This window comes from Brachybacterium epidermidis (genome assembly GCF_015209585.1).
Lineage (GTDB): Bacteria > Actinomycetota > Actinomycetes > Actinomycetales > Dermabacteraceae > Brachybacterium > Brachybacterium epidermidis.
Genome location: NZ_JADEYR010000002.1, coordinates 83,729 through 106,513 on the forward strand (window position 1 = coordinate 83,729; position 22,785 = coordinate 106,513).

Sequence of the window (22,785 nt, forward strand, 5' to 3'; positions counted from 1 at the left end):
GGGGCGGTCATCGGGTGGTCACCATCCTGTTGAAGTCGTCGGCAGGGCCCACCTGCTCGCGCAGGCCGGCCCACATTCGTTCGGCTGCCTCCACCAGTGGGGAGGAGGCGCCCTGTTCGGCCACCATCTCGGCGGCGAGGGCCACGTCCCGGGCCATCAGGCCCACCGGGAAACCGGAGTCGAAGTCACCGGTGAGAACCCAGCGGGGCAGATTCACCTCGGTGACGGCGCTGCGACCGGAGGCGGTGTTGATCGCCGCCAGCAGGCGCTCCAGCTCCACGCCGGAGTTCTCCGCGACGCCGTGCAGGGCCTGGGCGGCGGCAAGGTGGATGCCGCACAGCAGGTTGTTCATCAGCTTCGCGGTGTTGCCGGCGCCCACCTCCCCTACGTGATTCACGTTGGTGGCCAGCGGTTCGAGGGCCTCCAGCACGGCGGGCAGGTGCTGCTCGGGGCAGCCCAGGAACACGGTCAGCTGTCCTGTGGCGGCGCCGGAGGGCCCGCCGGAGACGGGGGCGTCCACCAGCACGTGGCCGTTCTCGGCGAGGTGCTCGGCGCGGCGTCGGGTGTCGTCCGGCGGGCAGGTGCTGGCATCGATCACCAGCAGCTGGTGGGGTGCCTGGTCGAGGGCGGGCAGGATCTGGTCGACCTGCTCGGTGCCCGGCAGGGACAGCACGACGGTGCGGGCCCCGGCGAGCGCCTCGGCCAGCTCCATGCGCTCCACCCCGTCGGGCGTGGGGCCGGGGCCGGGGTCGACGCCGAGCACGCGGTGGCCGGCGCGCACCAGGGTGGCGGCCATGCCGCCGCCCATGTGGCCCAGGCCCACTACGGCGAATGCGCTCATCAGCTGGTGACCCGCAGCGTGATCTCGGCGATCAGGGCGGAGCCCACGTAGGTGCCGGTGAACACCAGCAGCGCGATGATCAGGATCTTCCAGCCGGAGCGGCACATCACGTCCAGCTCCATGCGGCTGATCGCGAAGCCGGCGTACGCCAGCGGCGGCACCGCGAGGGCCAGGAAGTCGATCCCGCTGACCAGCGGCAGGATCGTCCCGCTCCACGGCAGCATCGGCAGGGTGAACAGGATCGCCACCAGCGAGATCCATGCGACCGACGGCAGGCGCAGCGGCACGTACTTGGTCAGCAGCAGCCCGCCGATGCACATCACGTACAGCACCGCGAGGCCGATCACGATGTCGATCACCGAGAGGTCGGTGGCGAGCATCTGGATCGGCACCGCGATCAGCGACACGATGGCCACGTCGCGCAGGGTGGGCAGCAGCTGGATCTGCTTCTCGTCGCCGGCGGCGAAGTCGAGGTCGGACAGGTCGTCCTTGGGCAGCTCGGGCCCGGTGGGGGTGGCGTCGGCGGTGGTCATCGCAGCTCGTCCTTCCCGCTGGTGGGGGGGTGGGATCGGCCGACGGGCCGGTGGCGGTGGCGGCGGGGTGGGCGGCCGCGGCGGCAGCCCGGCGCTCACGACGGGTGGGCGGGTTGCCGGGGTCGTCGGGCCTGGCCCAGCGGTACATCCACTCCACCAGCGGCAGGGCCACGAACAGGCTCACGTACATGCCGGTGGCGTAGGTGAGCAGGTTGGAGGAGCCGGCCAGCGCCGTGATGGTCTCGGTGGCGGCGGGGTCAGCGGCCGACAGGGCCCCGGCGCACGCGGCCATCATGGAGCCGGAGCCGATGCCGCACGCCATGGCCAGGGCCTCCACGCTGAACAGGCCGGAGGTGGAGAACAGTGAGGCCAGCACCGCGAAGATGAACGTGCCGAACAGGGTGCCCATCACGTACACGCCCAGCACGCCGGTGCCCTCGGCGCTGCGCAGCCCGTAGCGGTCGGCAATGATCGCGATGTTCGGCTCGCGGGCGATGGAGTGCACGGCACCGACGGACTCGCGGCCCATCCGCAGGATCCACACGGCGATCGGGAACGCCAGGATGATGGTGCCCAGGTTGCCGATCTCCTGCAGCAGCAGGGCGGGCCCGGACTTGATCACCAGCTCGATGCCGGGGCCGATGTCCGCACCGAAGCGGGCGATGAACGGCATCAGCGCCACCACGATCAGCGGCCCGGCAGCAGCGGCCCGCTCCCGGGAGACCACCTTCTTCATGTACCCCGCGACGTTGGGGTTCAGCAGCAGGGCGATCACGAAGGCGTACAGCATCGGCAGCAGCAGCACGGTGCCGATACCGATGGGGATGCGGCGCACCCCGATCAACTGGGCCAGGATGCCGACGACCAGCACCAGCAGGTGCAGCGGCCAGAGCCTGGCGAAACCGCGGGCGGTCTCCATGGGGGTGCTCCTCGGGGACGGGCCCCAGGCGGTCAGGTCATCCTCGACGCGACCAGGCCGTTCCTGCGGCAGGGTTACCCCGGAGCGTAGGCGGGCACGAGGGGATGCGCCAGGGACGTCCGTCTCCCGGACTCGGATCGGCATGGTGGCCTCGTGCCTGGGACCGCAGGCGCTGCCTGCCGAGGATGCTGCTGCCTATGACGAGCAGCGGTTCAGTCCTTCTCGAGGGTGACCGGTCAGTCCTTCTCGAGGGTGACCGGCTGCCCGGTGCGCACCGACTCCTGCGCGGCGGCGACGATGCGCACGGTGCGCAGGCCCGTCTCCCCCGTCGGCTCCACGGCCTCGCCGGTGCGGACGGCATCGAGGAAAGCGTCGATCAGCAGGGCGTCGTAGTTCGGCCCGTAGGGATGCCATTGACCCTGGCCGCCGACGTGCTGGGCGAAGGCGTCGATGTGCATCTGCCCGCCGGTGCCCAGGGCCTGCAGGGTGAGCCCGCCCCAGGTGGGGGCGTCCTTGGGCTGGGACCAGGAGCAGTCGATGGTGGCGACCATGCCGGAGTCGTAGGTGAGGGTGACCAGGCCGCCGGTCTCCGCTCCCTCGCCGGCGGTGTCCGCCCACAGGATGCGGTTGGCCACGGCGTGGACGGTGCGGGGCAGGCCGAACATCGAGTCGAGGATCTCGGCCAGGTGCACCGTGTGGTCCACCAGCGCGCCACCGCCGGAGAGCTCGGTGTCGCTGAACCAGGCTCGACCACCGGGCAGCTTGCCGTTGTTGGTGCCGGTCAGGCCGACGATCTGGCCCAGCGCACCCTCGGCGACCGCGGTGCGCAGCTGCTCGACAGCGGGAGCGAAGTGCACGGGGAACGCGGTCATCAGCACCACCCCGGCCTCGCGGCACGCGTCCACCATGGCCTCGGCGTCGGCGACGGTGGTGGCCAGCGGCTTCTCGCACAGCACGTGCACGCCCCGGCGGGCGGCCTCCAGCACCTGATCGCGGTGGTGGGCGTTGGCGCTGGTGACGATGACGGCGTCGGGGCCGCCCGGCCAGGCGTTCCAGGCCTCCTCGTCGGAGGAGACCAGGCGGCCTCCGGGCCGGGTGCGGTACTCGCCGTATCCCTCCGGGTCCGAGACCACCAGGTCCACGTCCCCGCGAGCCTCCAGGGCGGCGGCGTACGCGTGGGCGTGGGTGTGGGCGATGCTAAGGATCGCGACCTTAAAGCGTCCGGCCTGGGGGCTCGTGGGGCCGGGCGAGGCGGCGTCGGCCGAGGTGGCGGCGTCGGGTGTGACGGCGCCGACGGGGGTTGTGGGGCCGGGCGAGGCGGCGTCGGTGTCATGGGCGTGGTCGTTCAGCATGGGATGCTCCGTCCGGTGCGCAGGGACTCGAGGGCGGCGCGGGAGACCTCCACGACGTAGGCGCCGTCGGCCGCGGAGACTCGCGTGGGGGCACCGCTGGTGATCGCGGCGGTGAACTCGAGGATCTCCTCGGTGTAGGGGCTGCGCATGGAGCTGACGTCGGGCAGGTACCCGCCGTCGCCCTGGCTGCGGGCCGAGGCCACCGCGTCCAGCTGCACGGCCGGGTCGCCGTCGGAGTCGTACTGGAGGCGGCCGGCGTCCCCGGCGATGTCGAAGGTGTAGCGGAAGGCGGTGCCGGGCGGCCCCCACAGGCCGCGGCAGTGGCTGATGGCGCCGCCGGTGTGGGTGAGCACCACGTGGCCGGTGCGCACCAGGTCGGGGCCCGTCCCCGCAAACTGCTGGGCATACACGCTGCTGACGGGCCCGGCGATCCAGATCGCCTGGTCCAGGTCGTGGATCATCTGGTCCATGATGATGCCGCCGGAGGCCTCGTCATCGGCGTACCAGTCCTGTCCCGGCGCCGCCCCGGTGCGCTCGTAGCGCAGCACTGCGGGGGTGCCGACGGCACCGTTCTCCACGGCCTTCTTCGCGGCGGCGTACTGGGGGAAGTAGCGCACCACGTGGGCGGGATACAGGTGGCGGCCTGCCCGCTCGGCGTGCTCGACGACGGCACGGGAGTCCTCCGCGGTCAGCGTCAGCGGCTTCTCGCACACGACGTCCACGCCCGCGTCCAGGGCGGCGTGGACGATCTCGGCGTGAGCCGGGGTGGGGGTGCACACGTCCGCCACGTCCACCGCGGCAAGCAGCTCGTCCAGGGTGCCGTGCACGGTGGCGCCGTACTGCTCGGCGAAGCGATCGGCCCCGGAGTGGCTGTAGCAGTGCAGGTCCACGCCGAGCTCGAGCCAGCCGGGTGCGTGCTGGTGGGAGATCCCACCGGTGCCGATGATGCCGACGCGCAGGGCGGCGGCTGGGCCTCTGCTCGGAGTCGGGTCCTGGTGGGGCATGTCATCTCTCCGTCGCGGGAGGGGTCGATGGGCTCGCCGGGGCCAGTCGGTGGCTGCAGGTCCGGTTCGGCGCCTGCTGCACGTCCGGTTCGGCGTCGCCATCGATCCTAGCCCGATCCGTGCACGTTCACGTTGACGTCGTCGCAGTTCATGTGCGGCAACCAGACCGGGGGCCGAGCTGGCCAGGTCAGCCTGCACGCAGCAGCCGGATCAATCCTTGCGCAGCAACCGAGTCAGCCCGCGAGCAGCAGCCTGGTCGGTTCGTGTCGTGCGCAGCGGCCGGGTCAGTTCTTGCGCAGAAGCGGGGCCAACTCCTGCGCCCAGTCGCGCACGGCGTCCAGATCGCGGAAATCTCCGGTGGGGGTGCGCATGGACTTCAGCAGCAGCAGCTCGTGCACGGGGATCTTGTCCATGATCACCCAGCCGGGGAAGTTCTTGACCGCCACCGGGGAGAAGCCCAGCATCTCCAGGAAGGCGTCGGCGGCCTTCTGGCGGCCGCCCTTGGCGGGATCGGCTGCGGAGCCGGAGCAGGTGAAGAAGGCCATGGGACGGGAGGACAGCTGCTCGCGGTGGGTCTTGGCCCAGTTCGTGGCGGGCTTCTCGGCGGCGTCGATGCGCACGCCGGTGCCGAGCACCACGGCGTCGTAGCGGGAGGGGTCGGGTCCCTCGTTCACGTCCACCACCTCGGTGGCGACGCCTGCGGCGGTCAGGGTCTCGGCGATGGTCTCGGCAAGCGTGAGGGTGGCGCCGGAGTGGGTGGCGTACGTGACGAGAACGGTCATGCGATCACTATCGCACCGGGGAGGGGCCGGGTCGAGGGACTCCGGGACGATCTGCGGCGCGCGGGCGTGCGGCACACTGGGCACATGAGCGGAGTGCGCGACGGCCAGGACCTGATGCACATCGGTGCTGTTGCCGAACGCACCGAGCTGAGCCTGCGCACGCTGCGTCACTACGACGAGATCGGCCTGGTGACCCCGTCGGCCCGCAGCGAGGGCGGGTTCCGCCTGTACACCGAGGCCGATGTGGAGCGGATCCTGCTGATCCGGCGGATGAAACCGCTCGGGTTCACCCTCCAGCAGATGCAGGAGCTGCTGGACATCACCGACGCCGTGACCGCGCCCGATACGACGAATGCGTCCGATTCCGCTGACGCACCTGCCGATGCAGTGGACCGCCTGCGCGCCTTCGAGGAGTCGGCGATCGAGCGACGCCGAGCCCTGGAGAAGCAGGTGGTCATGGCCGACGAGTTCCTGGCCCGACTGCGCGATCTGACCGGCCGCTGAGGCACCCCGCACGCCGAAGCACCCTGAGACGGACCCACATGCCGAAGCAGCCCCTGTGAGGCACGACGCACGCACAGTTCCCCAACCATGACGTAGCGTGAGGGTCGGCGTCGTGGCCCGTGGTCCGTCATGGCGCCGCGAGGCACAGCGCCGCCGATCTCCCGTCTGCCGATCTCCCGTCTGCAGATCTCCCGTCTGCAGGCCTCCGGCCGGACCGACAGGCCGGCCCGTCGGCCCGCACCCGTTGCCGCATCGCTGACGCAGCCCGACATCCCGAGCCCCCGCGCACGTCTCCCCGAGGACCCTAGGCCCGCCTCCCCCCCCACGCTCGATCCTGCCGCGCCCGACTCCGGAGCACCGCATCCGCAGCACTCCCAGCAGCAGCCCACCCGCGTTCGCGAGGTGCTGCGCGATCCTCGCCGACTGAAGACCGAGGTCCTCGCCGGGCTGGTGGTGGCCCTGGCCCTGATCCCCGAGGCGATCTCCTTCTCGATCCTGGCGGGCGTGGACCCGCGGCTGGGCCTGTTCGCCTCCTTCACCATGGCCGTGACCATCGCCTTCGTGGGAGGGCGCCCCGCGATGATCTCCGCGGCCACCGGTGCCGTGGCGCTGGTGATCGCTCCCGTCGCGGCCGAGCACGGGGTGGACCACCTGATCGCCACCGTGATCCTGGCCGGCCTGCTGCAGATCCTGCTGGCGGTGCTGGGGGTGGCGAAGCTGATGCGGTTCATCCCCCGCTCCGTGATGACCGGCTTCGTCAACGCCCTGGCGATCCTGATCTTCATCGCCCAGCTGCCGCACCTGATCGGCCCGGACCTGCCGTGGCTGGTGTACCCGCTGACGGCCGCGGGCCTGCTGATGCTGGTGGCCCTGCCCCGGCTCACCAAGGCCGTTCCCGCCCCGCTGATCGCGATCGTGGTGCTCACCGTGCTGGTGGTGGCGGCGGGATGGCGGGTGCCCGATGTGGGCAGCCAGGGCGAGCTGCCCGACTCCCTGCCCCAGCTGCTGATCCCGGATGTGCCCTTCACGCTGGAGACCCTGCGGATCATCGCCCCGTACGCCCTGGCCATGGCCATGGTGGGGCTGATGGAGTCGCTGCTGACCGCGAAGCTGGTGGACGACATCACCGACACCCACTCCGACAAGACCCGCGAGAGCTGGGGCCAGGGCGTGGCCAACGTGGTCACCGGCTTCTTCGGCGGCATGGGCGGCTGCGCCATGATCGGCCAGACCATGATCAACGTGAAGGAGTCCGGCGCCCGCACGCGGCTGTCCACCTTCCTGGCCGGCGTGTTCCTGCTGATCCTGGTGGTGGCCCTCGGCGACATCGTGGGCCTGATCCCGATGGCCGCACTGGTGGCCGTGATGATCATGGTCTCGGTGGGCACCTTCGACTGGCACAGCATCCGCCCCTCCACGCTGCGACGCATGCCGCTGTCGGAGACGGCCGTCATGGCCACCACCGTGATCGCGACCGTGGTCACCGACAACCTCGCGATCGGCGTGGTGCTGGGCGTGGTGTGCGCGATGGTCATGTTCGCCCGGCGGGTGGCGCACCTGACCCGCATCGAGAAGGTGTGGGAGACCGATGTGGACGGCGACGGCAGCGTGGACATCCGCCGCTACCGGGTGATCGGCCAGCTGTTCTTCGCCTCGAGCAACGACCTGGTGTACCAGTTCGACTACGCCGGCGACCCGGAGACGGTCATCATCGACCTCACCGACGCCGACGTGTGGGACGCCTCCACGGTGGCCTCCCTGGACGCGGTGCAGTCGAAGTACGCCGCCCGCGGCAAGGAGGCCCGCATCATCGGCCTCGAGGGTGCCGGTGCCGAGCGCCTGGAGCGCCTCTCGGGGAACCTCGGGCAGGGGCACTGACAGTAGGGGCGGACGCAGACGCTCAGAGCAAGGAGGCGTACAGCTCGCGGATCTCGTCACGGGTGGCGGGCCGCGGGTTGCCCGGGGTGCACACGTCGGCGAAGGCGTCGCTTCGTGTAGCCGCGGCGGCGCAGCTCGGGCACCGGTTCCTGCACGGCGCCTCGACCGAGGTAGCCAGTCTGGTTGAAGATCACGCGATAGGCCATGGGAGATGGGTTCTCTCGTGATCCGCTCGCGGGCAGCGGCCTGGGGTGGGGCGCGCCGACGGAGCGGTCTTGGCCAGAGCGGTCTCCGCCGCGTGTCAATCGAATTACAGACAGTCTCCCCCGGAGCGGCGCCATGCAGCGGGGGCTTACGTCCTGTTCGCGCCGGATTCATCCGATGCCTTCCCGCCAGGGTGGCGCTGGGTGCACGCCGCGTCAGGGCGTACGCGCGGTCATCGACCCCACTCCCGGGAACGGGATCGCTCTGTCGGGCGCCGCAGATCGTTTTCCAACCATGGGATGCCCGGGGGCGTTGAGTGCGCATAGGCGCAGGTCATAGGAAAGAGTGAGGGAGCAGCGACGGTTCTGCCGGCCCGCCGACGGCACCGCCGGAGCGATCTCCGTGCTCCTGAGACCCGCGCGCGTCTGAGAACCAATCCTGGTTCTCAGACGCGCTCCGCTCTCAGGTCCTCCGCACGAGCCCCGGGCTCGCTGGCGCCTGGACATCGATCTTTGACCCGCGGTCCACGACCTACGACCCACGATCCTCGACCCCCGATCCTCGGCACTCGACCTCGGAGGGTCAGCTGCGGGGCTGCTGCCCGTAGTGCTGCACGATGGCCTTGACCATCGACCCCAGGCGCATCCGCTCCGGCTGCAGCACGGGGATGTCCTGGTCCTCGTACGGTCCCGCGTTGACCGGGCCCACCACCGCCAGCACCAGGTCGCCGGCCTGCGCTCGCTCACGGATACCGTCCAGCACGCCCTCCTCGCGGGCCACCTCCAACCAGCGGGCAGCACCCGGCGCGGCGGTGGAGACCACGGCGTCGATCCGGCCGGTCGCGGCGTCGTGCACGGAGCGGCGCACGGCCTCGGGGTCGCGAGGAGGGCCCCACCGGTACACCGTCAGGCTCGCCACCTCAGCACCCATCTCGTCCAACAGCTCGTCGAGCCCGTCGGCCCCCGAACCGTGATGCTGCACCGCCACCCGCCGCCCGGCGACATCCATGGTGCGCAGGTGGTCGGCGACTTCCGCGGCGGTCTCCGACTCGGCCACCCAGTGGGCGGTCAGGCCCGCCTGCTGGATCGCGCCGCGCCCCTTGGGGCCGCGCGCCAGGATCGTGGCACCGGACAGTGCTTCGCGCAGCTGCTCGGCGATCCCGGAGGCAGTGGCCGCCTCGAACCAGCCGCGCATCCCGATGCCGGTGGTGATCACCAGCAGCTCGGGTGGATCGGCGATCAGCTCCCGGGTGCGGGACAGCAGGGCCTCGTCGTCCACGTGCGGGATGTTGGTCAGGGCTGCGGCCACCGACACCTCGGCGCCGTGCCGTTCGAGAGCGGCCGCCAGTTCCTCCGTGCGGCGGTCCACCGCCAGCACGATACGGCGGCCGTCGAGGGCGTCGGAGAGACGGTGCGCGTCCGGAGAGGTGGTCATGACCTCAGGGTACGGAGGAAACGGGCCGGCGTCCGCAGGGAACTGGCCGGGGGCGGCAGGGAACGGGCCGGCGTCCGCAGGGAACGGGCCGGTGGCGGCAGGAGACTGGGCGCTGACCGCAGGGAACGGGCCGGCGGCATTGAAACGATCGGTCCGCGCGGTTCCGTCCGTCGGCCCGGACCGATAGCCTCCTGTGAGGCGGGTCACCGGGTACCCGGTGATGATCGGCCATGGCCGGCGCACCGGTCGGCCGAACGGCCCGCCCTCCATGTCCCCGATTGAGGAGGAAGCATGACCGACACGACGAAGGATCCCCTGGAGAACGAGAACGAGGGCCCGGCCGACGGCGGAGCCGCCGGCGTTCCCGGTGTGCAGGACGGCGGTGCCGACGGCGGCGCGGAGGGCCCTGCGGACGGTGGCGCCTCGGGCGTTCCCGGCGTGCAGGACGGTGGCGCTGACGGCGGTGCTGAGGGTCCGGCCGACGGCGGTGCCTCCGGCGTCCCCGGCCAGCAGGACGGCGGCGCCGACGGTGGAGCTGATCGGTGACCACCTGTCCTTCGACCGATGACCAGCACCCCGGTTCCCGTGACGGGGCCGGGGTGCTGGCCTCGCGCCTGATCGACGTCGGCCGCGAGGAGTTCGCCGCCGAGGTGTGGGGGCGCAAGGCTCTGCTGACGCGGGGAGCGAGCGATTTCTCCGACCTGTTCTCCTCCGCCGCGGTCGACGAGCTGATCTCCCGCCGCGGTCTGCGCTCGCCGTTCCTGCGCGTCGCGAAGGACGGGGCGACGCTGCCGGTGTCCTCCTTCACGTCTGGCGCCGGTGTGGGTGCCACGATCGGCGACCAGCTGGATGACACCGCTCTGTGGCGGCACTTCCGTGATGGCGCCACCCTGGTGCTGCAGGCCCTGCAGCGCACCTGGGAGCCACTCGCTGCCTTCACTGCCGATCTCGCCGACGAGCTGGGCAATCCTGTGCAGGCCAATGCCTACATCACGCCCCCGCAGAATCAGGGCTTCGACGACCACTACGACGTGCACGACGTGTTCGTGCTGCAGATCGAGGGCACCAAGCGATGGGTGCTGCGCCCTCCCGTGCTGGAGGCACCCCTGCGGGACCAGCCCTGGACCGACCGCCGGGACGCGGTCGCCGAGGCCGCCGCCAAGGAGCCGTACATCGACGCGGTGCTCGAACCCGGGGACGCCCTCTACCTGCCGCGGGGCTGGCTGCATTCGGCCACAGCGCAGGGCGAGGTCTCCATCCACGTGACCCTCGGCATCCATAACTGGACCCGGTACGCCGTGGCCGAGGAGGTCACCCAGTCCGTACTGGCGCTTCTGCGGGAGGATCCGCAGATGCGGCAGAGCCTCCCGCTGGGGTCCGACGGGCCCGACAGGGAGGTGCTGGACCTGGTGCGGGAGAAGATCGCGGCCGTTCTCGACGATGCTGACCCCTCCGCCGGCCTGGCCCGCACCCGTCGGGGGCAGGCACGCCCGGCACCATTGGGACCGCTCGCACAGCTCGCCGCCCTGCGGGGCCTGCAAGCCCACACAGACGATGCAGACGATGCAGGATCGTCCCGGTTCGTGCTGCGCGGCCACCTGGATGCGCGGCTGGACGGATCTCGCTTGTGGACGCGGGTGGGCTGGCTGGACTTCACCGAGGAGGAGCTCGCGCACGTGAAGGCGGCGCTGGCCGGTGACTCGATCACCGCGGGCCAGGCCGGTCGTGAGCTGGTGGAGCGCCTGGTGCGTTCCGGCGTGCTGGTGCCGGCCGATGCTGTCCCCGCGGAAGTGCGCCCCGGGGTCGGTACACCTTCCGGCACTGAGACGTGACCCCTCTGCCACCACAGCACGCATTCCGCTGCGCCGATGCCGCCCGGGAGCGCGGTGACGGAATCGCCGGCACCGCGCCCCGCGGCACGTACTGGGTGCTGGTCGAGCATCGCGGGGGCTGGCCACCCAACGGCTTCGACGGCCTGGATCTCGATGCTGAGGTGTACGCACAGGTGTTCGCGGCAGCGCAGGCGCTGCGGGCCCGTATCCTGCTGATCCGTCGGCACGGGCGGCGCTCCCGGGCCGCCTCGGGCCGCTGGGGCGTGATGCACCTGGCCGGGCCTGGGGACCTGCGGCAGATCTGGGGCCGCTGGCGGCACGATGAGGACCTGCGGGTTATCCCGGAAGCCCTGACGGAGCTGGCTGATCCGGCGAACGCGGGCCGGCTCAGCGGGGATCCGGTGCTGCTGGTGTGCGCTCATGGTCAGCACGACGTGTGCTGTGCGGTGCGCGGGCGGCCCGTCGCGGCGGCCCTGGCCGCGCGGTGGCCGGAGTCGGTCTGGGAGTGCTCGCACGTGGGTGGCGACAGGTTCGCGGCGAACGTTCTGGTGGTGCCCGACGGCGTGTACTACGGCAACCTCGAGGCCGACAGCACTGTCGCTGTGATCAAGGACCACATGTGGGGGCTCATCGGGGCCGAGCACCTGCGGGGGTACACGGACCTGGCACCGGTGGAGCAAGTGGCAGTCAGTGCCGCCCTCGAGCACTGGGGCCCGGCCGGCCGCTTCGACCACCGCATCGACTCCGCCGCGTTCGAGGACGGCCGGTGGCGGGTGCGAGTACGTCGCCTGCGCTCAGGGGCGGGAACTAAGGTCCGGGCTGCGGGCGCAGAAGATCGGCAGGAGCTCGCTGCCCAGCAGCTGCTCGAGGTGGAGCTCAGCGCCTCGCGCACCGAGCCTCGCCAGCTCACCTGCCGCGGGCTGCAGAAAGCGGTCGCGGCCGCGTTCACCGTGGAGCACGTCCGGGAGCTGCTCGGACCCTCGCCAGGGACCACCCCACGTTCTACGATGTAGCTCATGGCCGAGATCGCGATCCGTGCGCTCAAGCAGAAAGCCTCCGCCGTCGCGGCAGAGGCACGGGCGGGCACCGGGCTGCTGGATCCAGTGGCGCTGCGGTCCCTCGACGCGTCCCATCTCGCCACCGCTCTCGAACTGGGGGACGACGTCGATGGCCTGGCCACCGACGACGACCGGATGGCAGAAGCCGCGCAGGACCTTGGCATCACCGTCCTCGCGCCCGGTTCGGCCTCGCAGCAGGTCTAGCGTGCACCCATGCAGATCCTTCAGGACGACGACACCAGGACCGCTCAGGACGGCGAGTTCATCGCGCTCTCCCGCGGATTCGACACACGACTGACAGCCTGGGCGGCCGGGCAGCTGGATCTCGCGGACTCGATCCGCGCCCACACCCGGCACGGGCGCACCCCGCGCCGGCCCGCCCTGAGCATCGGGGAAGCCTCCGCGCATCTGCTCCTGTTCACCTTCAGAGCCGACAGCGATCCGTCACCGATCCATCTGCTGGTGGCGCGCGACGGGATGCTGATCGTCGCCGACGGTGATGACCTCGACCGCATCAGGGACCGCCTCCACGCGCCGAGCACCTCACCGAGCCCCGACCTGTGGGCGATCGTGATCGACCTCGTGCACCAGTTGGCTCTCCACACCCAGGACGTCCTGGACGACATGGTCGAGCGGAGCCGGCGGCTCGAGGTGCGAGCAGCCGGCTTCACCTCCGCGCCGGAGCGCAAGGCCATCGCCGAGCTGCGCAACCACCTGTTCTCCATCCAGGAGATCTCCGATACCCAGCACCGCCTGATGGCACCGGACGGGGACCTGGCGCAGTGCCTCTCGTCCGGCCAACGTCGTCAGCTCCGTCGCAGTGCGAACGCCGTGGACGCCGTGCGCTCTCGAGCCACCCAGCAGTACGCCCGCCTGGGCGACGTGCTCCAGCAGCAGGGGACGATCATCAGCGAGCGCCTCACCTTCGTGGCCACGATCTTCCTGCCCCTGAACCTGGCCGCGGGATTCTTCGGCACGAACTTCGGCTGGCTGGTGGACAGGATCGGCTCCCTCAGCGCTTTCCTCGCTCTCGGCGTGGCCCTGCCGCTGCTGCTGGTCCTGGTGACCATCGTGCTCACCCACCGGGTGGCGCGCTCGTCCTGAGAACGGGACGGCGACCCGTCATCGCAGCTGTGGGCAGGGCTCGCACTCCGGCGAACGGCTGATCACACGTCAGAGGCCCCCTCCCTGACGGGAGAGGGCCTCTGACGTGCTGCTTTGTGGAGACTAGGGGGGTCGAACCCCTGACCTGAAGCTTGCAAAGCTACCGCTCTACCAACTGAGCTAAGTCCCCGGGTGCGCCGGTGGCGCGGGATCGATTGTAGACCTCACACCCGCTGCGCGGGAACAGGCTGGGCCTTGGGGGCGGCCTGTGCCTGGTCCTGCTCGGCGGAGATGGCCTCGGCCTCGTTCCACAGGTCGTTGCGGAGCCGATCCGATTCCACCTTGCGCCAGACGAGAACGCCGGCGACGGTGCTGCTGATCAGGACTGCTGCGATCTGCGCGAACTTCTTCACGAGTCCTCCGATCCTCGAAGTGGGCCTAACTGGACTTGAACCAGTGACCTCTGTCTTATCAGGACAGCGCTCTAACCGACTGAGCTATAGGCCCATGATGGCGATCCCTGCACGGTACTTCAAGGCGGGCCCGGAGAACCGTGCGGCGGCGTGCCACCGACGCACTACGCTACAGCCCCTCCCGCCTCCACGTCCAACCGGCCCGGATGGTTGTACGGGAGGTCACAGCGGGCCCCGTCCCCCGGTCTCGGTTCGATCGCCGGCCCCTCGTGACCAGATCCGCCCCTATGGTGAGGCCATGAGCGAGCATCGTGCCATCACCGCCCTGGAGTCCCTGGGACTGGACCACACCGTCACTCGCCACGACCGAGTCTCCTCCCTGGCCGAGGCCGCTGCTGCCCGCGGCCTCCAGCCCCGCGACCTGATCAAGACCCTGGTGGTGCGCCGCGCCGAGGGCGACTTCCTCTTCGTGCTGGTGCCCGGTGACCGGGAGATCTCCTGGCCGAAGCTGCGCTCCCTGCTGGGCGTGAACCGCCTGTCGATGCCGGACAAGGACGTGGCCATGCAGGCCACCGGCTACGAGCGCGGCACCATCACGCCCTTCGGCTCCACCACCGCCTGGCCTGTCATCGCCGATGCCTCCCTGGTCGGGGACCCGGATCGCGAGATCTCCCTGGGCGCCGGAGCGCACGGCGTGGCCGTCACGGTGAACGCCGAGGCCACCCTCGAAGCGCTGACCGCGCAGGTCGCGGACGTCACCGAACTGCACTGAGGGCCACAGACCCCGGTCTCACTCGTCGGTGAAGGTGAGCTTCAGCCCGCCCAGCAGTGCCGCCACCAGGTTGTACAGGAACGCCAGCAGGGTGCCCAGCGCCGTGATCAGCACAACGTTCACCACGGCCACCACGGTGCCGTAGCTGACCATCTTCGAGAAGCTGAAGAAATCCATGAAGGGCAGCGGGTCGCCACCGTTGAGGTCACGTCCCAGCTGGTCGATCTGATTCCACAGGCCGATGGCATCCACCAGGTTCCACAGCAGTGCCACGGCTACGACGGTGGAGATGCCGATCGCGATCGCGATCAGGAACGACAGCTTCATCACCGAGAACGGGTCCAGCCGCGCCAGGGTGAGGCGCACGCGCCGCGGCCCGCGCCGCTCGCGCTCGTTGGCGCTGCCGACCGAGGCCGACTTCACGGGGCTGCGGCTGGCGCCCTTGGAGGAGCCGCCGGACGACGCCGAATCGCGCTGTGCGTTGCTCGTGGTCACGGGTCACTCCTCGGTCTGGGTGTCGTCGTCGGACGACGGGTCGGACGGCTCCGAGCCTAGATCATCGCCGCCGTCGACCGTCCCCTGCGACGCGTCCGCGGGCGAAGCCTCCACAGGATCTGCGGAACCGGCCTCGCCATCGGGATCGGCCGGAAGGTCCTCCCGGGCGGCCTCTGTGGCGGTCTCGGTCCCCTCCATCGCCTCGGCGATCGCGGCCTCACCAGCGGCGGCCTGTGACTCAGCGCCCTCAGCGGCCTCCATCTCCTCGTCCACCTCGGCCTCGGAGGTGGTGGTCACCAGGATGATGTGGTCGCCCTTGTCGGGCTTGGCGAACACCACGCCCATGGTGGTGCGGCCCTTGGCGGGCACGCCGTCCACGCGCGAGCGCACCACCTTGCCCCGCTCCATCACCACCAGCAGCTCGTCGCTCTCCTGCACAACGGCCGCACCGACCAGGTGGCCGCGGTCGTCCGGCAGCTTCGCCACCCGGATGCCCAGGCCGCCGCGACCCTGCAGGCGGTACTCGTCGATGCTGGTGCGCTTGGCGAAGCCGCCGTCGGTCACGGTGACCACGAAGGTGCCCGGCCGCACCACGTCCATGGCCAGCAGCTCGTCCTGGTTGCGGAACTTCATGCCGGTCACACCGGAGGTGGCGCGGCCCATGGGGCGCAGCACGTCGTCGGCGGCGGGGAAGCGCACAGACTGGCCGTTGCGGGAGACCATCAGCAGGTGGTCGTCGCTGTTGACGGCACGGGCCGCGATCACGCGGTCCTGACGGGGCCCGTCGGGGCCATCCACCTCGCGCAGGTTGATGGCGATGATGCCGCCGGTGCGGTTGGAGTCGAAGGCCGACAGCGGGGTCTTCTTCACCAGGCCCGAGCGGGTGGCCAGCACCAGGAACTCGGCGTCCTCGTAGGTGTCCAGGGACAGCACCGAGGCGATCCGCTCCTCCGGCTGGAAGGCCATCAGGTTCGCCACGTGCTGGCCCTTCGCATCGCGCGGCGCCTCAGGGATCTCGTAGCCCTTGGAGCGGTACACGCGGCCCTGGTTGGTGAAGAACAGCAGCCAGCGGTGGGTGGTGGTGGTGAAGAAGTGCTCCACCACGTCGTCGGCCCGCAGCGCCGCCCCGCGCACGCCCTTGCCGCCGCGCTTCTGCGCCCGGTACTGGTCGGTGCGGGTGCGCTTGACGTAGCCGCCCTTGGTGATGGTGACGACCACGTCCTCCTCCGGGATCAGGTCCTCCATCGACATGTCCGAGTCGAAGGGCAGGATCTGGGTGCGGCGGTCGTCGCCGTACTTCTCCACGATCTCGGCGAGCTCCTCGGAGACGATGCTGCGCTGCCGGGCCGGATCGGCCAGGATCGCCTTGTACTCCTCGATCATCGCCTGCAGGCGGTCGTGCTCGTCGATGATCTTCTGGCGCTCCAGGGCGGCCAGGCGGCGAAGCTGCATCGCCAGGATGGCGTTGGCCTGGATCTCGTCGATCTCCAGCAGCTCCATCAGTCCCTCGCGGGCCTGGTCGGCATCCGGGGAACGCCGGATCAGGGCGATCACCTCGTCCAGCGCGTCCAGCGCCTTGAGGTAGCCGCGGTAGATGTGGATCTGCTCCTCGGCCTTGCGCAGGCGGTACTGGGTGCGCCGCACGATCACGTCGATCTGGTGGCGGGTCCACTCGCGCACGAACGAGTCGATCGACAGGGTGCGCGGCACCCCACCGGCCAGGGCCAGCATGTTGGCGGAAAAGTTCTCCTGCAGCTGGGTGTGCTTGTAGAGGTTGTTGAGCACCACCTTGGCCACGGCGTCCCGCTTGAGGGTGAGCACCAGGCGCTGGCCGGTGCGGCCGGAGGTCTCGTCGGTGATGTCGGCGACGCCCTGCACCTTGCCCAGCTTGACCAGCTCGGCGATCTTGCGGGCCAGGGTGTCGGGGTTGACCTGGTAAGGCAGCTCGGTGACCACCAGGGCCATCCGCCCGCCCACCTCCTCGGTGTTGACCACGGCGCGCTGAGTGATGGAGCCGCGGCCGGTGCGGTAGGCCTCCTCGATGCCCTTGGTGCCCACGATGGTGGCGCCGGTGGGGAAGTCGGGGCCCTTGATGAACCGCAGGCAGGCCTCCAGCAGCTCGGGCTTGGTGGCCTCGGGGTTCTGCAGCAGCCACTGCACGGCCCCTGCGACCTCGCGCAGGTTGTGCGGGGGGATGTTGGTGGCCATGCCCACGGCGATCCCCGAGGAGCCGTTGACCAGCAGGTTCGGGAAGCGGGCCGGCAGGATCGACGGCTCCTGGATGGTGTTGTCGTAGTTGCCGACGGTGTCGACGGTCTCCTGCTCGATGTCCCGCACCAGCTCCAGGGCCAGCGGTGCCATCTTGCACTCGGTGTACCTCGGGGCGGCCGCGCCGTCGTCACCGGCGGAGCCGAAGTTGCCCTGCCCCAGGATCAGTGGGTACCGCATGGACCACGGCTGGACCAGGCGCACCATCGCGTCGTAGATCGCCGAGTCGCCGTGGGGGTGGTAGTTGCCCATCACCTCGCCGACGACCTTCGCGCACTTGGAGAAGGAGCGGTCGGGGCGGTAGCCGCCGTCGTACATCGCGTAGACGATGCGGCGGTGGACGGGCTTGAGTCCGTCACGCACGTCCGGCAGGGCGCGGCCGACGATCACGCTCATCGCGTAGTCGAGGTAGGAGCGCTGCATCTCCTGGTTGAGGTCGACCTGGCTGATCTTGTCGACCTCGCTCTCGTCCAGCGGGTCCACCAGCGTCACGGTGCGATCGACGGCCTCGGAGGCGGTGACCTGGGTGGTGCCCTCGGGGGCGACCTGGCCGGCCGGTGCGCCCTCCAGCAGGACGTCATCGGCGCCGGACGGGGTGCCCGTCGGCTCGGGGCCGGTCCCACCGGCGCCCTGGTCGGCGGGCAGGCCGCTGTTCTCCTCGGGGGTGGTGGGGTCGTTCGGGATGTCGCTCATGCGGGAAGGACCTTTCGCGTCGGATCCAGAGGGATCCACGGGCAGCGGGTGGGGCGGGCCGATGGGCGCGCACCGGGGGTGCGCGGCGCCCGGGCCGTCAGATGTCGAGGAAGCGGACGTCCTTGGCGTTCTCCTGGATGAAGCGGCGGCGCGCGTCGACGTCATCGCCCATCAGCACCGAGAAGATGGTGTCCGCATCGGCGGCCTCGTCCACGGTGACCTGCTTCAGGGTGCGCACGTCGCGGTCCATGGTGGTGGTCTGGAGCTCCTTCCAGTCCATCTCGCCCAGGCCCTTGTAGCGCTGGATCCCGTTCTCCTTGGGGATCCGCTTGCCGGCCGCGCGGCCGGCCTCCAGGCGCTGATCGCGCTCCTCGTCGCTGAACACGTACTCGTGCGGTGAGTTGGACCACTTCAGGCGGTACAGCGGCGGCATCGCGATGAACACGTGGCCCAGTTCGATCAGCGGCCGCATGTAGCGGAACAGCAGGGTCAGCAGCAGGGTGCAGATGTGCTGGCCGTCGACGTCGGCGTCGGCCATCAGGATGATCTTGTGGTACCGCAGCTTGGTGGCGTCGAAGTCCTCACCGATGCCGGTGCCGAAGGCGGTGATCAGCGAGCGCACCTCCTGGTTGTCCAGGGCGCGGTCCAGCCGGGCCTTCTCCACGTTCAGGATCTTGCCGCGGATGGGCAGGATGGCCTGGGTGCGCGGATCGCGACCGGAGACGGCCGAGCCGCCGGCGGAGTCGCCCTCCACGATGAAGATCTCGGACTCGGCGGGGTTGCGGGAGGAGCAGTCGCGCAGCTTGCCGGGCATGCCGCCCGTCTCCAGCGGGGACTTGCGGCGCGTGGCGTCGCGGGCCTTGCGGGCGGCCTCGCGGGCCATCGCGGCGGCCTGCGCCTTGGTGACGATGGAGCGGGCCTCCTGAGGGTGGGACTCCATCCAGGCCACCAGCTGGTCGTTCATCACCTTGACCATGAAGGTGCGAGCGATGGCGTTGCCCAGCTTGGTCTTGGTCTGGCCCTCGAACTGCGGCTCGCCCAGCTTCACGGACACCACAGCGGTCAGGCCCTCGCGGATGTCCTCACCGGTGAGGTTGGCGTCCTTCTCCTTGAGGATGCCCTGGGCGCGGGCGTAGCGGTTCACGATCGCCGTCAGCGCCGTGCGGAAGCCCTCTTCGTGGGTGCCGCCCTCGTGGGTGTTGATGGTGTTGGCGTAGGTGTGCACCGACTCGGAGTAGGCACCCGTCCACTGCATGGCGACCTCGACGGAGATCTTCACCTCGGTGTCCTCGGCCTCGAAGGCGATGATCTCGGGGTGGATCACCTCGGCCCGCTTGGCCTTGTTGATGAACTCCACGAAGTCCTGCAGGCCGCGGTCGTAGCGGTAGGTCCAGGTGGGGGGGCCGGTGGGCTTGTCCTCGCCCTCGCCCTCCAGCTCGACGTCGACGAGGTCTTCCTCGCTCTCCTCCACGACGGCGGGACGCAGATCGGTGAGGGTGATCGCCAGGCCCTTGTTCAGGAACGCCATCTGCTGGAAGCGCTTGCGCAGCACCTCGACGTCGAACACGGTGGCGTCGAAGATCTCCGCATCCGGCCAGAAGCTGATGGTGGTGCCGGTCTCCTCGGTCTGCTCGCCCTTGTCCAGCGGGGCCTCGGGGATGCCGCGCTGGTACGCCTGGCGCCACACGTGGCCCTGACGGCGGATCTCCACCTCCATCCGACGGGACAGGGCGTTGACCACCGAGGATCCCACGCCGTGCAGACCTCCGGAGACGGCGTACCCGCCGCCGCCGAACTTGCCGCCGGCGTGCAGCACGGTGAGCACCAGCTCCACGGCGGGCTTGCCCTCGGTGGGGTGCATGTCCACCGGGATGCCGCGGGCGTGGTCGACCACCCTGACGCCGCCGTCCTCCAGCAGCGTGACCTCGATCGAGTCGCCGTGGCCGGCCAGGGCCTCGTCCACGGAGTTGTCGACGATCTCCCACACCAGGTGGTGCAGCCCGCGCTCACCGGTGGAGCCGATGTACATGCCGGGGCGCTTGCGGACGGCCTCGAGGCCCTCGAGAACGGTGATGTCCGAGGCCTCGTAGTGCTCAGGTGCGTGAGCGGCGCTCTCCGCGGCGCTGGGCGCGGGGGGCTCGGCCTGGGCCTGGGTCACTGCCTGATCGGGCGTGGGGTGGTCGCTGTCGCTCACGTGGTGCAGCTCCTCGCAGTCCGGGGGCCCTCGGCTCCGGTGGAGCGCCGAGGGAGTTCGACCTGGTGGCGGCGCGGAACGTATCCTGGCCTGGCACGCGAACGGCCCGACGCGCCTCGCGCACGCGCGCGAGGGCCCACAGGCCGCTGACCTCGGGGCCGGGAACAGGAAGCAGTGCGCCGGGTTGCCGGTCGAACCTGGTCGATTCTATCGGAATCAGGCCCGTGAACCTATTCGACGCCCCGATCATGTGGACAACACGACGCGGAAGTGCCCCCAGGAGGCCCGAGAACCCCCCGTGGAACGACTCGGACGCCGTCCCGTGGGGTCCGGTACGCGCCGAGGGGTGATCTCCCGCCACGGGGCCGCGCAGGGATCTCACCCGTAGGTGTCGCGCGGGCCCCGCCAGGTGACGGTGCGGCGGCCCTTCTTCCAGCTGCGCTGCGCGGCGGCGGGCCCGGTGACTCGCAGCTCGGAGACGACGTGCGAACCCACGTGCTCCTCGATGGTGGTGATCAGCTGGGGAGTGAGCATGCGCAGCTGGGAGGCCCAGGCGGAGGAGGAGGCGCTGACCACCAGCACCCCGTCCTCGAAGGAGACCGGGCGACAATGGACAGCCAGCCGGTCGCCGACGATCTCCTCCCACTCCTCGAGCACGCGTCCCGCGCTCATGCCGGCACTCCATCCCAGGTCGCCCAGCACGCGGCGCAGCACCAGCTGCACGCCCTGCGGGTCCCGGGGATCGGGCCGCGCGCCGGAGTAGCCCGGCGCGCTAGTGGATCGGTCGCGCACGTCGCGGGCCTGGGTCTTGGCGGAGATCGGGAACAGGCCCCGGTCTCGCGCCGCGGCCCGGGAGCGGTTGACGGTGCGGCGGGCGAGCTCGAAGGGATCAGCGGGGGTGGGCAGGTCCACCGGGTCGTAGGCAGGCGGTTCCGGCTCGGGATCGCGGTCGTCGACCCACTGCTGGTCATCGGCCCCCTGGTCGGGACCGGGACCCGGCTCCGGCCAGCTCGCCTGGCGCTGGGCGCGGGTCTGCTCGGTCGGCGGCTCCTGCGGCAGATGCGCGGCACCGAGGCGCTGCGCCGATGTGTCGTCCCGGCGCCACGTGGACAGGTCGTAGGGGTTCGCCAGCGACGGTCGCGGCAGGGTCGGGGGCGGGGTGCGACGCCTACCGTCAGCTGCGCTGCCACCGCCGGGCGCAGACCCGCCGCGGCGCGGAGTCATGCGGCCGCTCACCAGCTGCTCCCGGCGCTGCTGCTGCGCGGCACCGCCTCGCCGAGCGTCACGTCCACCAGGTGCATGTCCCCGTGCAGGGAGGTGGGGATGTCGGTGTCGTTGGCGGTGGTGATCAGCACCTGGGTGGCGCCGGTGACGATGCGTCCCAGGCGCTCACGGCGGTGCACGTCCAGCTCGCTGAACACGTCGTCGAGTATCAGGATGGGCTCGCCGTCGCCGAGATCCCCCTCCTCCAGTCGCAGCAGGTCGTAGGAGCCCAGGCGCAGCGACAGGGCCAGCGACCAGCTCTCGCCATGGCTCGCATACCCCTTGGCGGGGAAGTCGTGCAGACGGATCTCCATGTCGTCGCGGTGGGGGCCCACCAGGGTGACGCCGCGGTCGATCTCCTCGTCGTGCCTCTCGCCCAGCATCCGCAGCATCACATCGTGGATCTCGACGGTGGTGGGGAGCGTGCCGGGCAGGGCACCGAGCTCGTCGAGCACCGCGGAGCGGTAGGCGACATCGGCCGGGGAGTTCACCTCGGGCCGCTGGTCCGGGGGCAGGGAGAGGGACTCCTCGGCACCCTCGTCGGAGGAGACCCGCAGGTAGGAGTAGCCCACATGGGGGCGCAGGCGATTGACCAGGTGCAGTCGCGCACGCAGCAGGTCCGCACCCAGTCGGGCCAGCTGCTGGTCCCACACCACCAGGGTGGACTCGGCGGACTCGGCGGGGTCCAGCCCGCCCACAGACCGGCCGCTGCTGCCGCGTCTCATGGACCGCATCTGCTTGAGCAGGTTGGAGCGCTGCTTGAGCACCCGGTCGTAGTCGGCCTTGACCGAGGCGTAGCGCGGGGCGATGACGAACAGCAGCTCGTCCAGGAACCGCCGCCGGCCCTCGGGATCGGCCTTGACCAGGCCCAGGTCCTCCGGGGCGAACAGCACCGCTCGCACCTCTCCCAGCAGGTCCCGCAGCCGACTGAGGCCGCTGCCCTGCACGCGGGCACGATTGGAGCGGCCCGGGGTGATCTCGAGGTCCACCTGCAGGGGGCGGCCGGCGCGCAGGAAGCTCGCGCGGATGATGGCGGTGCTCTCGCCGCGGTGCACCAGCGCGGCATCGTGGGAGACACGGTGGCTGGAGAGGGTGGCGAGGTACCAGACGGCCTCGACGATGTTCGTCTTTCCCTGGCCGTTCCGTCCCACCAGCACGGTGATCCCGGGCTTCACGGCCAGGGACAGCCGGGGGTAGGAGCGGTAGTCGGTGAGCTCGAGGGAGGTCAGCAGCACGGAGGGG

The 22,785-nt window shown here is 70.6% G+C and carries 20 protein-coding genes, 2 tRNA genes and 1 pseudogene; 8 read left to right on the forward strand and 15 right to left on the reverse strand.

Translation table 11 applies throughout. The annotated features are described in order from the left end of the window. Positions 1-7 precede the first annotated feature (7 nt). The 6 genes and pseudogenes from IOE58_RS14135 to IOE58_RS03085 all read right to left on the reverse strand — a co-directional run bounded on the left by IOE58_RS14135 (position 8) and on the right by IOE58_RS03085 (position 5,431). Complete coding sequence (locus tag IOE58_RS14135) at positions 8-841, reverse strand: NAD(P)-dependent oxidoreductase (protein ID WP_228018810.1); 834 nt, start codon at positions 839-841, stop codon at positions 8-10. Continuing rightward, a complete protein-coding gene (locus tag IOE58_RS14140) occupies positions 841-1,374 on the reverse strand; it encodes a hypothetical protein (RefSeq protein ID WP_228018917.1) in 534 nt (177 codons plus the stop codon). The genes IOE58_RS14135 and IOE58_RS14140 overlap by 1 nt, the downstream gene beginning before the upstream one ends. A gap of 196 nt (positions 1,375-1,570) precedes the next feature. Beyond that, positions 1,571-2,437, reverse strand: a pseudogene (locus tag IOE58_RS14840) (DUF3100 domain-containing protein); the annotation flags it as partial. A gap of 92 nt (positions 2,438-2,529) precedes the next feature. Beyond that, a complete protein-coding gene (locus tag IOE58_RS03075; RefSeq protein WP_228018764.1) occupies positions 2,530-3,645 on the reverse strand; it encodes a Gfo/Idh/MocA family protein in 1,116 nt (371 codons plus the stop codon). Then, a complete protein-coding gene (locus tag IOE58_RS03080) occupies positions 3,639-4,649 on the reverse strand; it encodes a Gfo/Idh/MocA family protein (RefSeq protein ID WP_193864977.1) in 1,011 nt (336 codons plus the stop codon). The genes IOE58_RS03075 and IOE58_RS03080 overlap by 7 nt, the downstream gene beginning before the upstream one ends. A 284-nt stretch (positions 4,650-4,933) precedes the next feature. After that, positions 4,934-5,431, reverse strand: coding sequence for a flavodoxin domain-containing protein (locus IOE58_RS03085; RefSeq protein WP_193864978.1), 498 nt, complete (start codon positions 5,429-5,431; stop codon positions 4,934-4,936). Positions 5,432-5,515: 84 nt separating this feature from the next. Between IOE58_RS03085 and IOE58_RS03090 the strand changes: the two genes are divergently transcribed. Both IOE58_RS03090 and IOE58_RS03095 read left to right on the forward strand, forming a co-directional pair. After that, positions 5,516-5,935 (forward strand): MerR family transcriptional regulator, encoded by a 420-nt coding sequence (locus IOE58_RS03090; protein ID WP_228018765.1) that lies wholly within the window; start codon positions 5,516-5,518, stop codon positions 5,933-5,935. A gap of 402 nt (positions 5,936-6,337) precedes the next feature. Beyond that, a complete protein-coding gene (locus IOE58_RS03095; RefSeq protein WP_193864979.1) occupies positions 6,338-7,813 on the forward strand; it encodes a SulP family inorganic anion transporter in 1,476 nt (491 codons plus the stop codon). A 786-nt stretch (positions 7,814-8,599) separates the two neighbouring features. On the opposite strand, the gene IOE58_RS03100 is transcribed toward IOE58_RS03095, so the two are convergent. Further along, positions 8,600-9,451 carry a uroporphyrinogen-III synthase gene (locus IOE58_RS03100; protein ID WP_193864980.1) on the reverse strand — a complete coding sequence of 284 codons (852 nt, stop codon included), beginning with the start codon at positions 9,449-9,451 and terminating at the stop codon, positions 8,600-8,602. 291 nt (positions 9,452-9,742) lie between these two features. On the opposite strand from IOE58_RS03100, the gene IOE58_RS03105 reads away from it, so the two are divergent. The 5 genes from IOE58_RS03105 to IOE58_RS03125 are packed head-to-tail and all read left to right on the forward strand — an operon-like array spanning position 9,743 to position 13,445. Then, complete coding sequence (locus IOE58_RS03105) at positions 9,743-9,997, forward strand: hypothetical protein (RefSeq protein WP_193864981.1); 255 nt, start codon at positions 9,743-9,745, stop codon at positions 9,995-9,997. Further along, on the forward strand, positions 9,994-11,283 hold the full coding sequence (locus tag IOE58_RS03110; RefSeq protein ID WP_193864982.1) for a cupin domain-containing protein: 1,290 nt from the start codon (positions 9,994-9,996) through the stop codon (positions 11,281-11,283). The genes IOE58_RS03105 and IOE58_RS03110 overlap by 4 nt, the downstream gene beginning before the upstream one ends. Positions 11,284-11,288: 5 nt before the next feature. After that, positions 11,289-12,296 (forward strand): ferredoxin family protein, encoded by a 1,008-nt coding sequence (locus IOE58_RS03115; protein ID WP_193865172.1) that lies wholly within the window; start codon positions 11,289-11,291, stop codon positions 12,294-12,296. 3 nt (positions 12,297-12,299) lie between these two features. Further along, positions 12,300-12,545, forward strand: a complete 246-nt coding sequence (locus IOE58_RS03120) for a PIN domain-containing protein (protein WP_193864983.1) — start codon at positions 12,300-12,302, stop codon at positions 12,543-12,545. A gap of 9 nt (positions 12,546-12,554) precedes the next feature. After that, complete coding sequence (locus tag IOE58_RS03125; RefSeq protein WP_193864984.1) at positions 12,555-13,445, forward strand: magnesium transporter CorA family protein; 891 nt, start codon at positions 12,555-12,557, stop codon at positions 13,443-13,445. Positions 13,446-13,562: 117 nt separating this feature from the next. On the opposite strand, the gene IOE58_RS03130 is transcribed toward IOE58_RS03125, so the two are convergent. The 3 genes from IOE58_RS03130 to IOE58_RS03140 all read right to left on the reverse strand — a co-directional run bounded on the left by IOE58_RS03130 (position 13,563) and on the right by IOE58_RS03140 (position 13,952). Further along, positions 13,563-13,635, reverse strand: a tRNA-Ala gene (locus IOE58_RS03130). 34 nt (positions 13,636-13,669) lie between these two features. Beyond that, positions 13,670-13,858 carry a DLW-39 family protein gene (locus IOE58_RS03135; protein WP_193864985.1) on the reverse strand — a complete coding sequence of 63 codons (189 nt, stop codon included), beginning with the start codon at positions 13,856-13,858 and terminating at the stop codon, positions 13,670-13,672. 20 nt (positions 13,859-13,878) lie between these two features. Further along, a tRNA-Ile gene (locus tag IOE58_RS03140) sits at positions 13,879-13,952 on the reverse strand. A gap of 204 nt (positions 13,953-14,156) precedes the next feature. Here IOE58_RS03140 and IOE58_RS03145 point away from each other — a divergent pair. Then, positions 14,157-14,630, forward strand: a complete 474-nt coding sequence (locus IOE58_RS03145; protein WP_193864986.1) for an aminoacyl-tRNA deacylase — start codon at positions 14,157-14,159, stop codon at positions 14,628-14,630. Between the two features lie 18 nt (positions 14,631-14,648). Here the strand turns inward: IOE58_RS03145 and IOE58_RS03150 are convergent, their stop codons facing one another. The 5 genes from IOE58_RS03150 to recF form a co-directional block, all read right to left on the reverse strand. Next, entirely contained in the window at positions 14,649-15,125 is a 477-nt protein-coding gene (locus IOE58_RS03150) for a DUF3566 domain-containing protein (RefSeq protein ID WP_259890416.1), read from the reverse strand. A gap of 3 nt (positions 15,126-15,128) precedes the next feature. Then, positions 15,129-18,086 (reverse strand): DNA gyrase subunit A, encoded by a 2,958-nt coding sequence (gene gyrA / locus IOE58_RS03155; protein ID WP_193864987.1) that lies wholly within the window; start codon positions 18,084-18,086, stop codon positions 15,129-15,131. A gap of 97 nt (positions 18,087-18,183) precedes the next feature. Beyond that, positions 18,184-20,280 (reverse strand): DNA topoisomerase (ATP-hydrolyzing) subunit B, encoded by a 2,097-nt coding sequence (gyrB, locus tag IOE58_RS03160; protein ID WP_193864988.1) that lies wholly within the window; start codon positions 20,278-20,280, stop codon positions 18,184-18,186. A 378-nt stretch (positions 20,281-20,658) separates the two neighbouring features. Continuing rightward, positions 20,659-21,516: a DciA family protein gene (locus IOE58_RS03165; RefSeq protein ID WP_259890418.1), complete on the reverse strand. Its 858-nt coding sequence runs from the start codon at positions 21,514-21,516 to the stop codon at positions 20,659-20,661. Next, positions 21,513-22,778 carry a DNA replication/repair protein RecF gene (gene recF, locus IOE58_RS03170; RefSeq protein ID WP_193864989.1) on the reverse strand — a complete coding sequence of 422 codons (1,266 nt, stop codon included), beginning with the start codon at positions 22,776-22,778 and terminating at the stop codon, positions 21,513-21,515. The genes IOE58_RS03165 and recF overlap by 4 nt, the downstream gene beginning before the upstream one ends. Positions 22,779-22,785: the final 7 nt, after the last annotated feature.

Bases quoted from the DNA above. Each gene is read 5' to 3' on its own strand.
- IOE58_RS14135 (WP_228018810.1), bottom strand. From the start codon at position 841: ATGAGCGCATTCGCCGTAGTGGGCCTGGGCCACATGGGCGGCGGCATG.
- IOE58_RS14140 (WP_228018917.1), bottom strand. From the start codon at position 1,374: ATGACCACCGCCGACGCCACCCCCACCGGGCCCGAGCTGCCCAAGGAC.
- IOE58_RS03075 (WP_228018764.1), bottom strand. From the start codon at position 3,645: ATGCTGAACGACCACGCCCATGACACCGACGCCGCCTCGCCCGGCCCC.
- IOE58_RS03080 (WP_193864977.1), bottom strand. From the start codon at position 4,649: ATGCCCCACCAGGACCCGACTCCGAGCAGAGGCCCAGCCGCCGCCCTG.
- IOE58_RS03085 (WP_193864978.1), bottom strand. From the start codon at position 5,431: ATGACCGTTCTCGTCACGTACGCCACCCACTCCGGCGCCACCCTCACG.
- IOE58_RS03090 (WP_228018765.1), top strand. From the start codon at position 5,516: ATGAGCGGAGTGCGCGACGGCCAGGACCTGATGCACATCGGTGCTGTT.
- IOE58_RS03100 (WP_193864980.1), bottom strand. From the start codon at position 9,451: ATGACCACCTCTCCGGACGCGCACCGTCTCTCCGACGCCCTCGACGGC.
- IOE58_RS03105 (WP_193864981.1), top strand. From the start codon at position 9,743: ATGACCGACACGACGAAGGATCCCCTGGAGAACGAGAACGAGGGCCCG.
- IOE58_RS03120 (WP_193864983.1), top strand. From the start codon at position 12,300: ATGGCCGAGATCGCGATCCGTGCGCTCAAGCAGAAAGCCTCCGCCGTC.
- IOE58_RS03125 (WP_193864984.1), top strand. From the start codon at position 12,555: ATGCAGATCCTTCAGGACGACGACACCAGGACCGCTCAGGACGGCGAG.
- IOE58_RS03145 (WP_193864986.1), top strand. From the start codon at position 14,157: ATGAGCGAGCATCGTGCCATCACCGCCCTGGAGTCCCTGGGACTGGAC.
- gyrA (WP_193864987.1), bottom strand. From the start codon at position 18,086: ATGAGCGACATCCCGAACGACCCCACCACCCCCGAGGAGAACAGCGGC.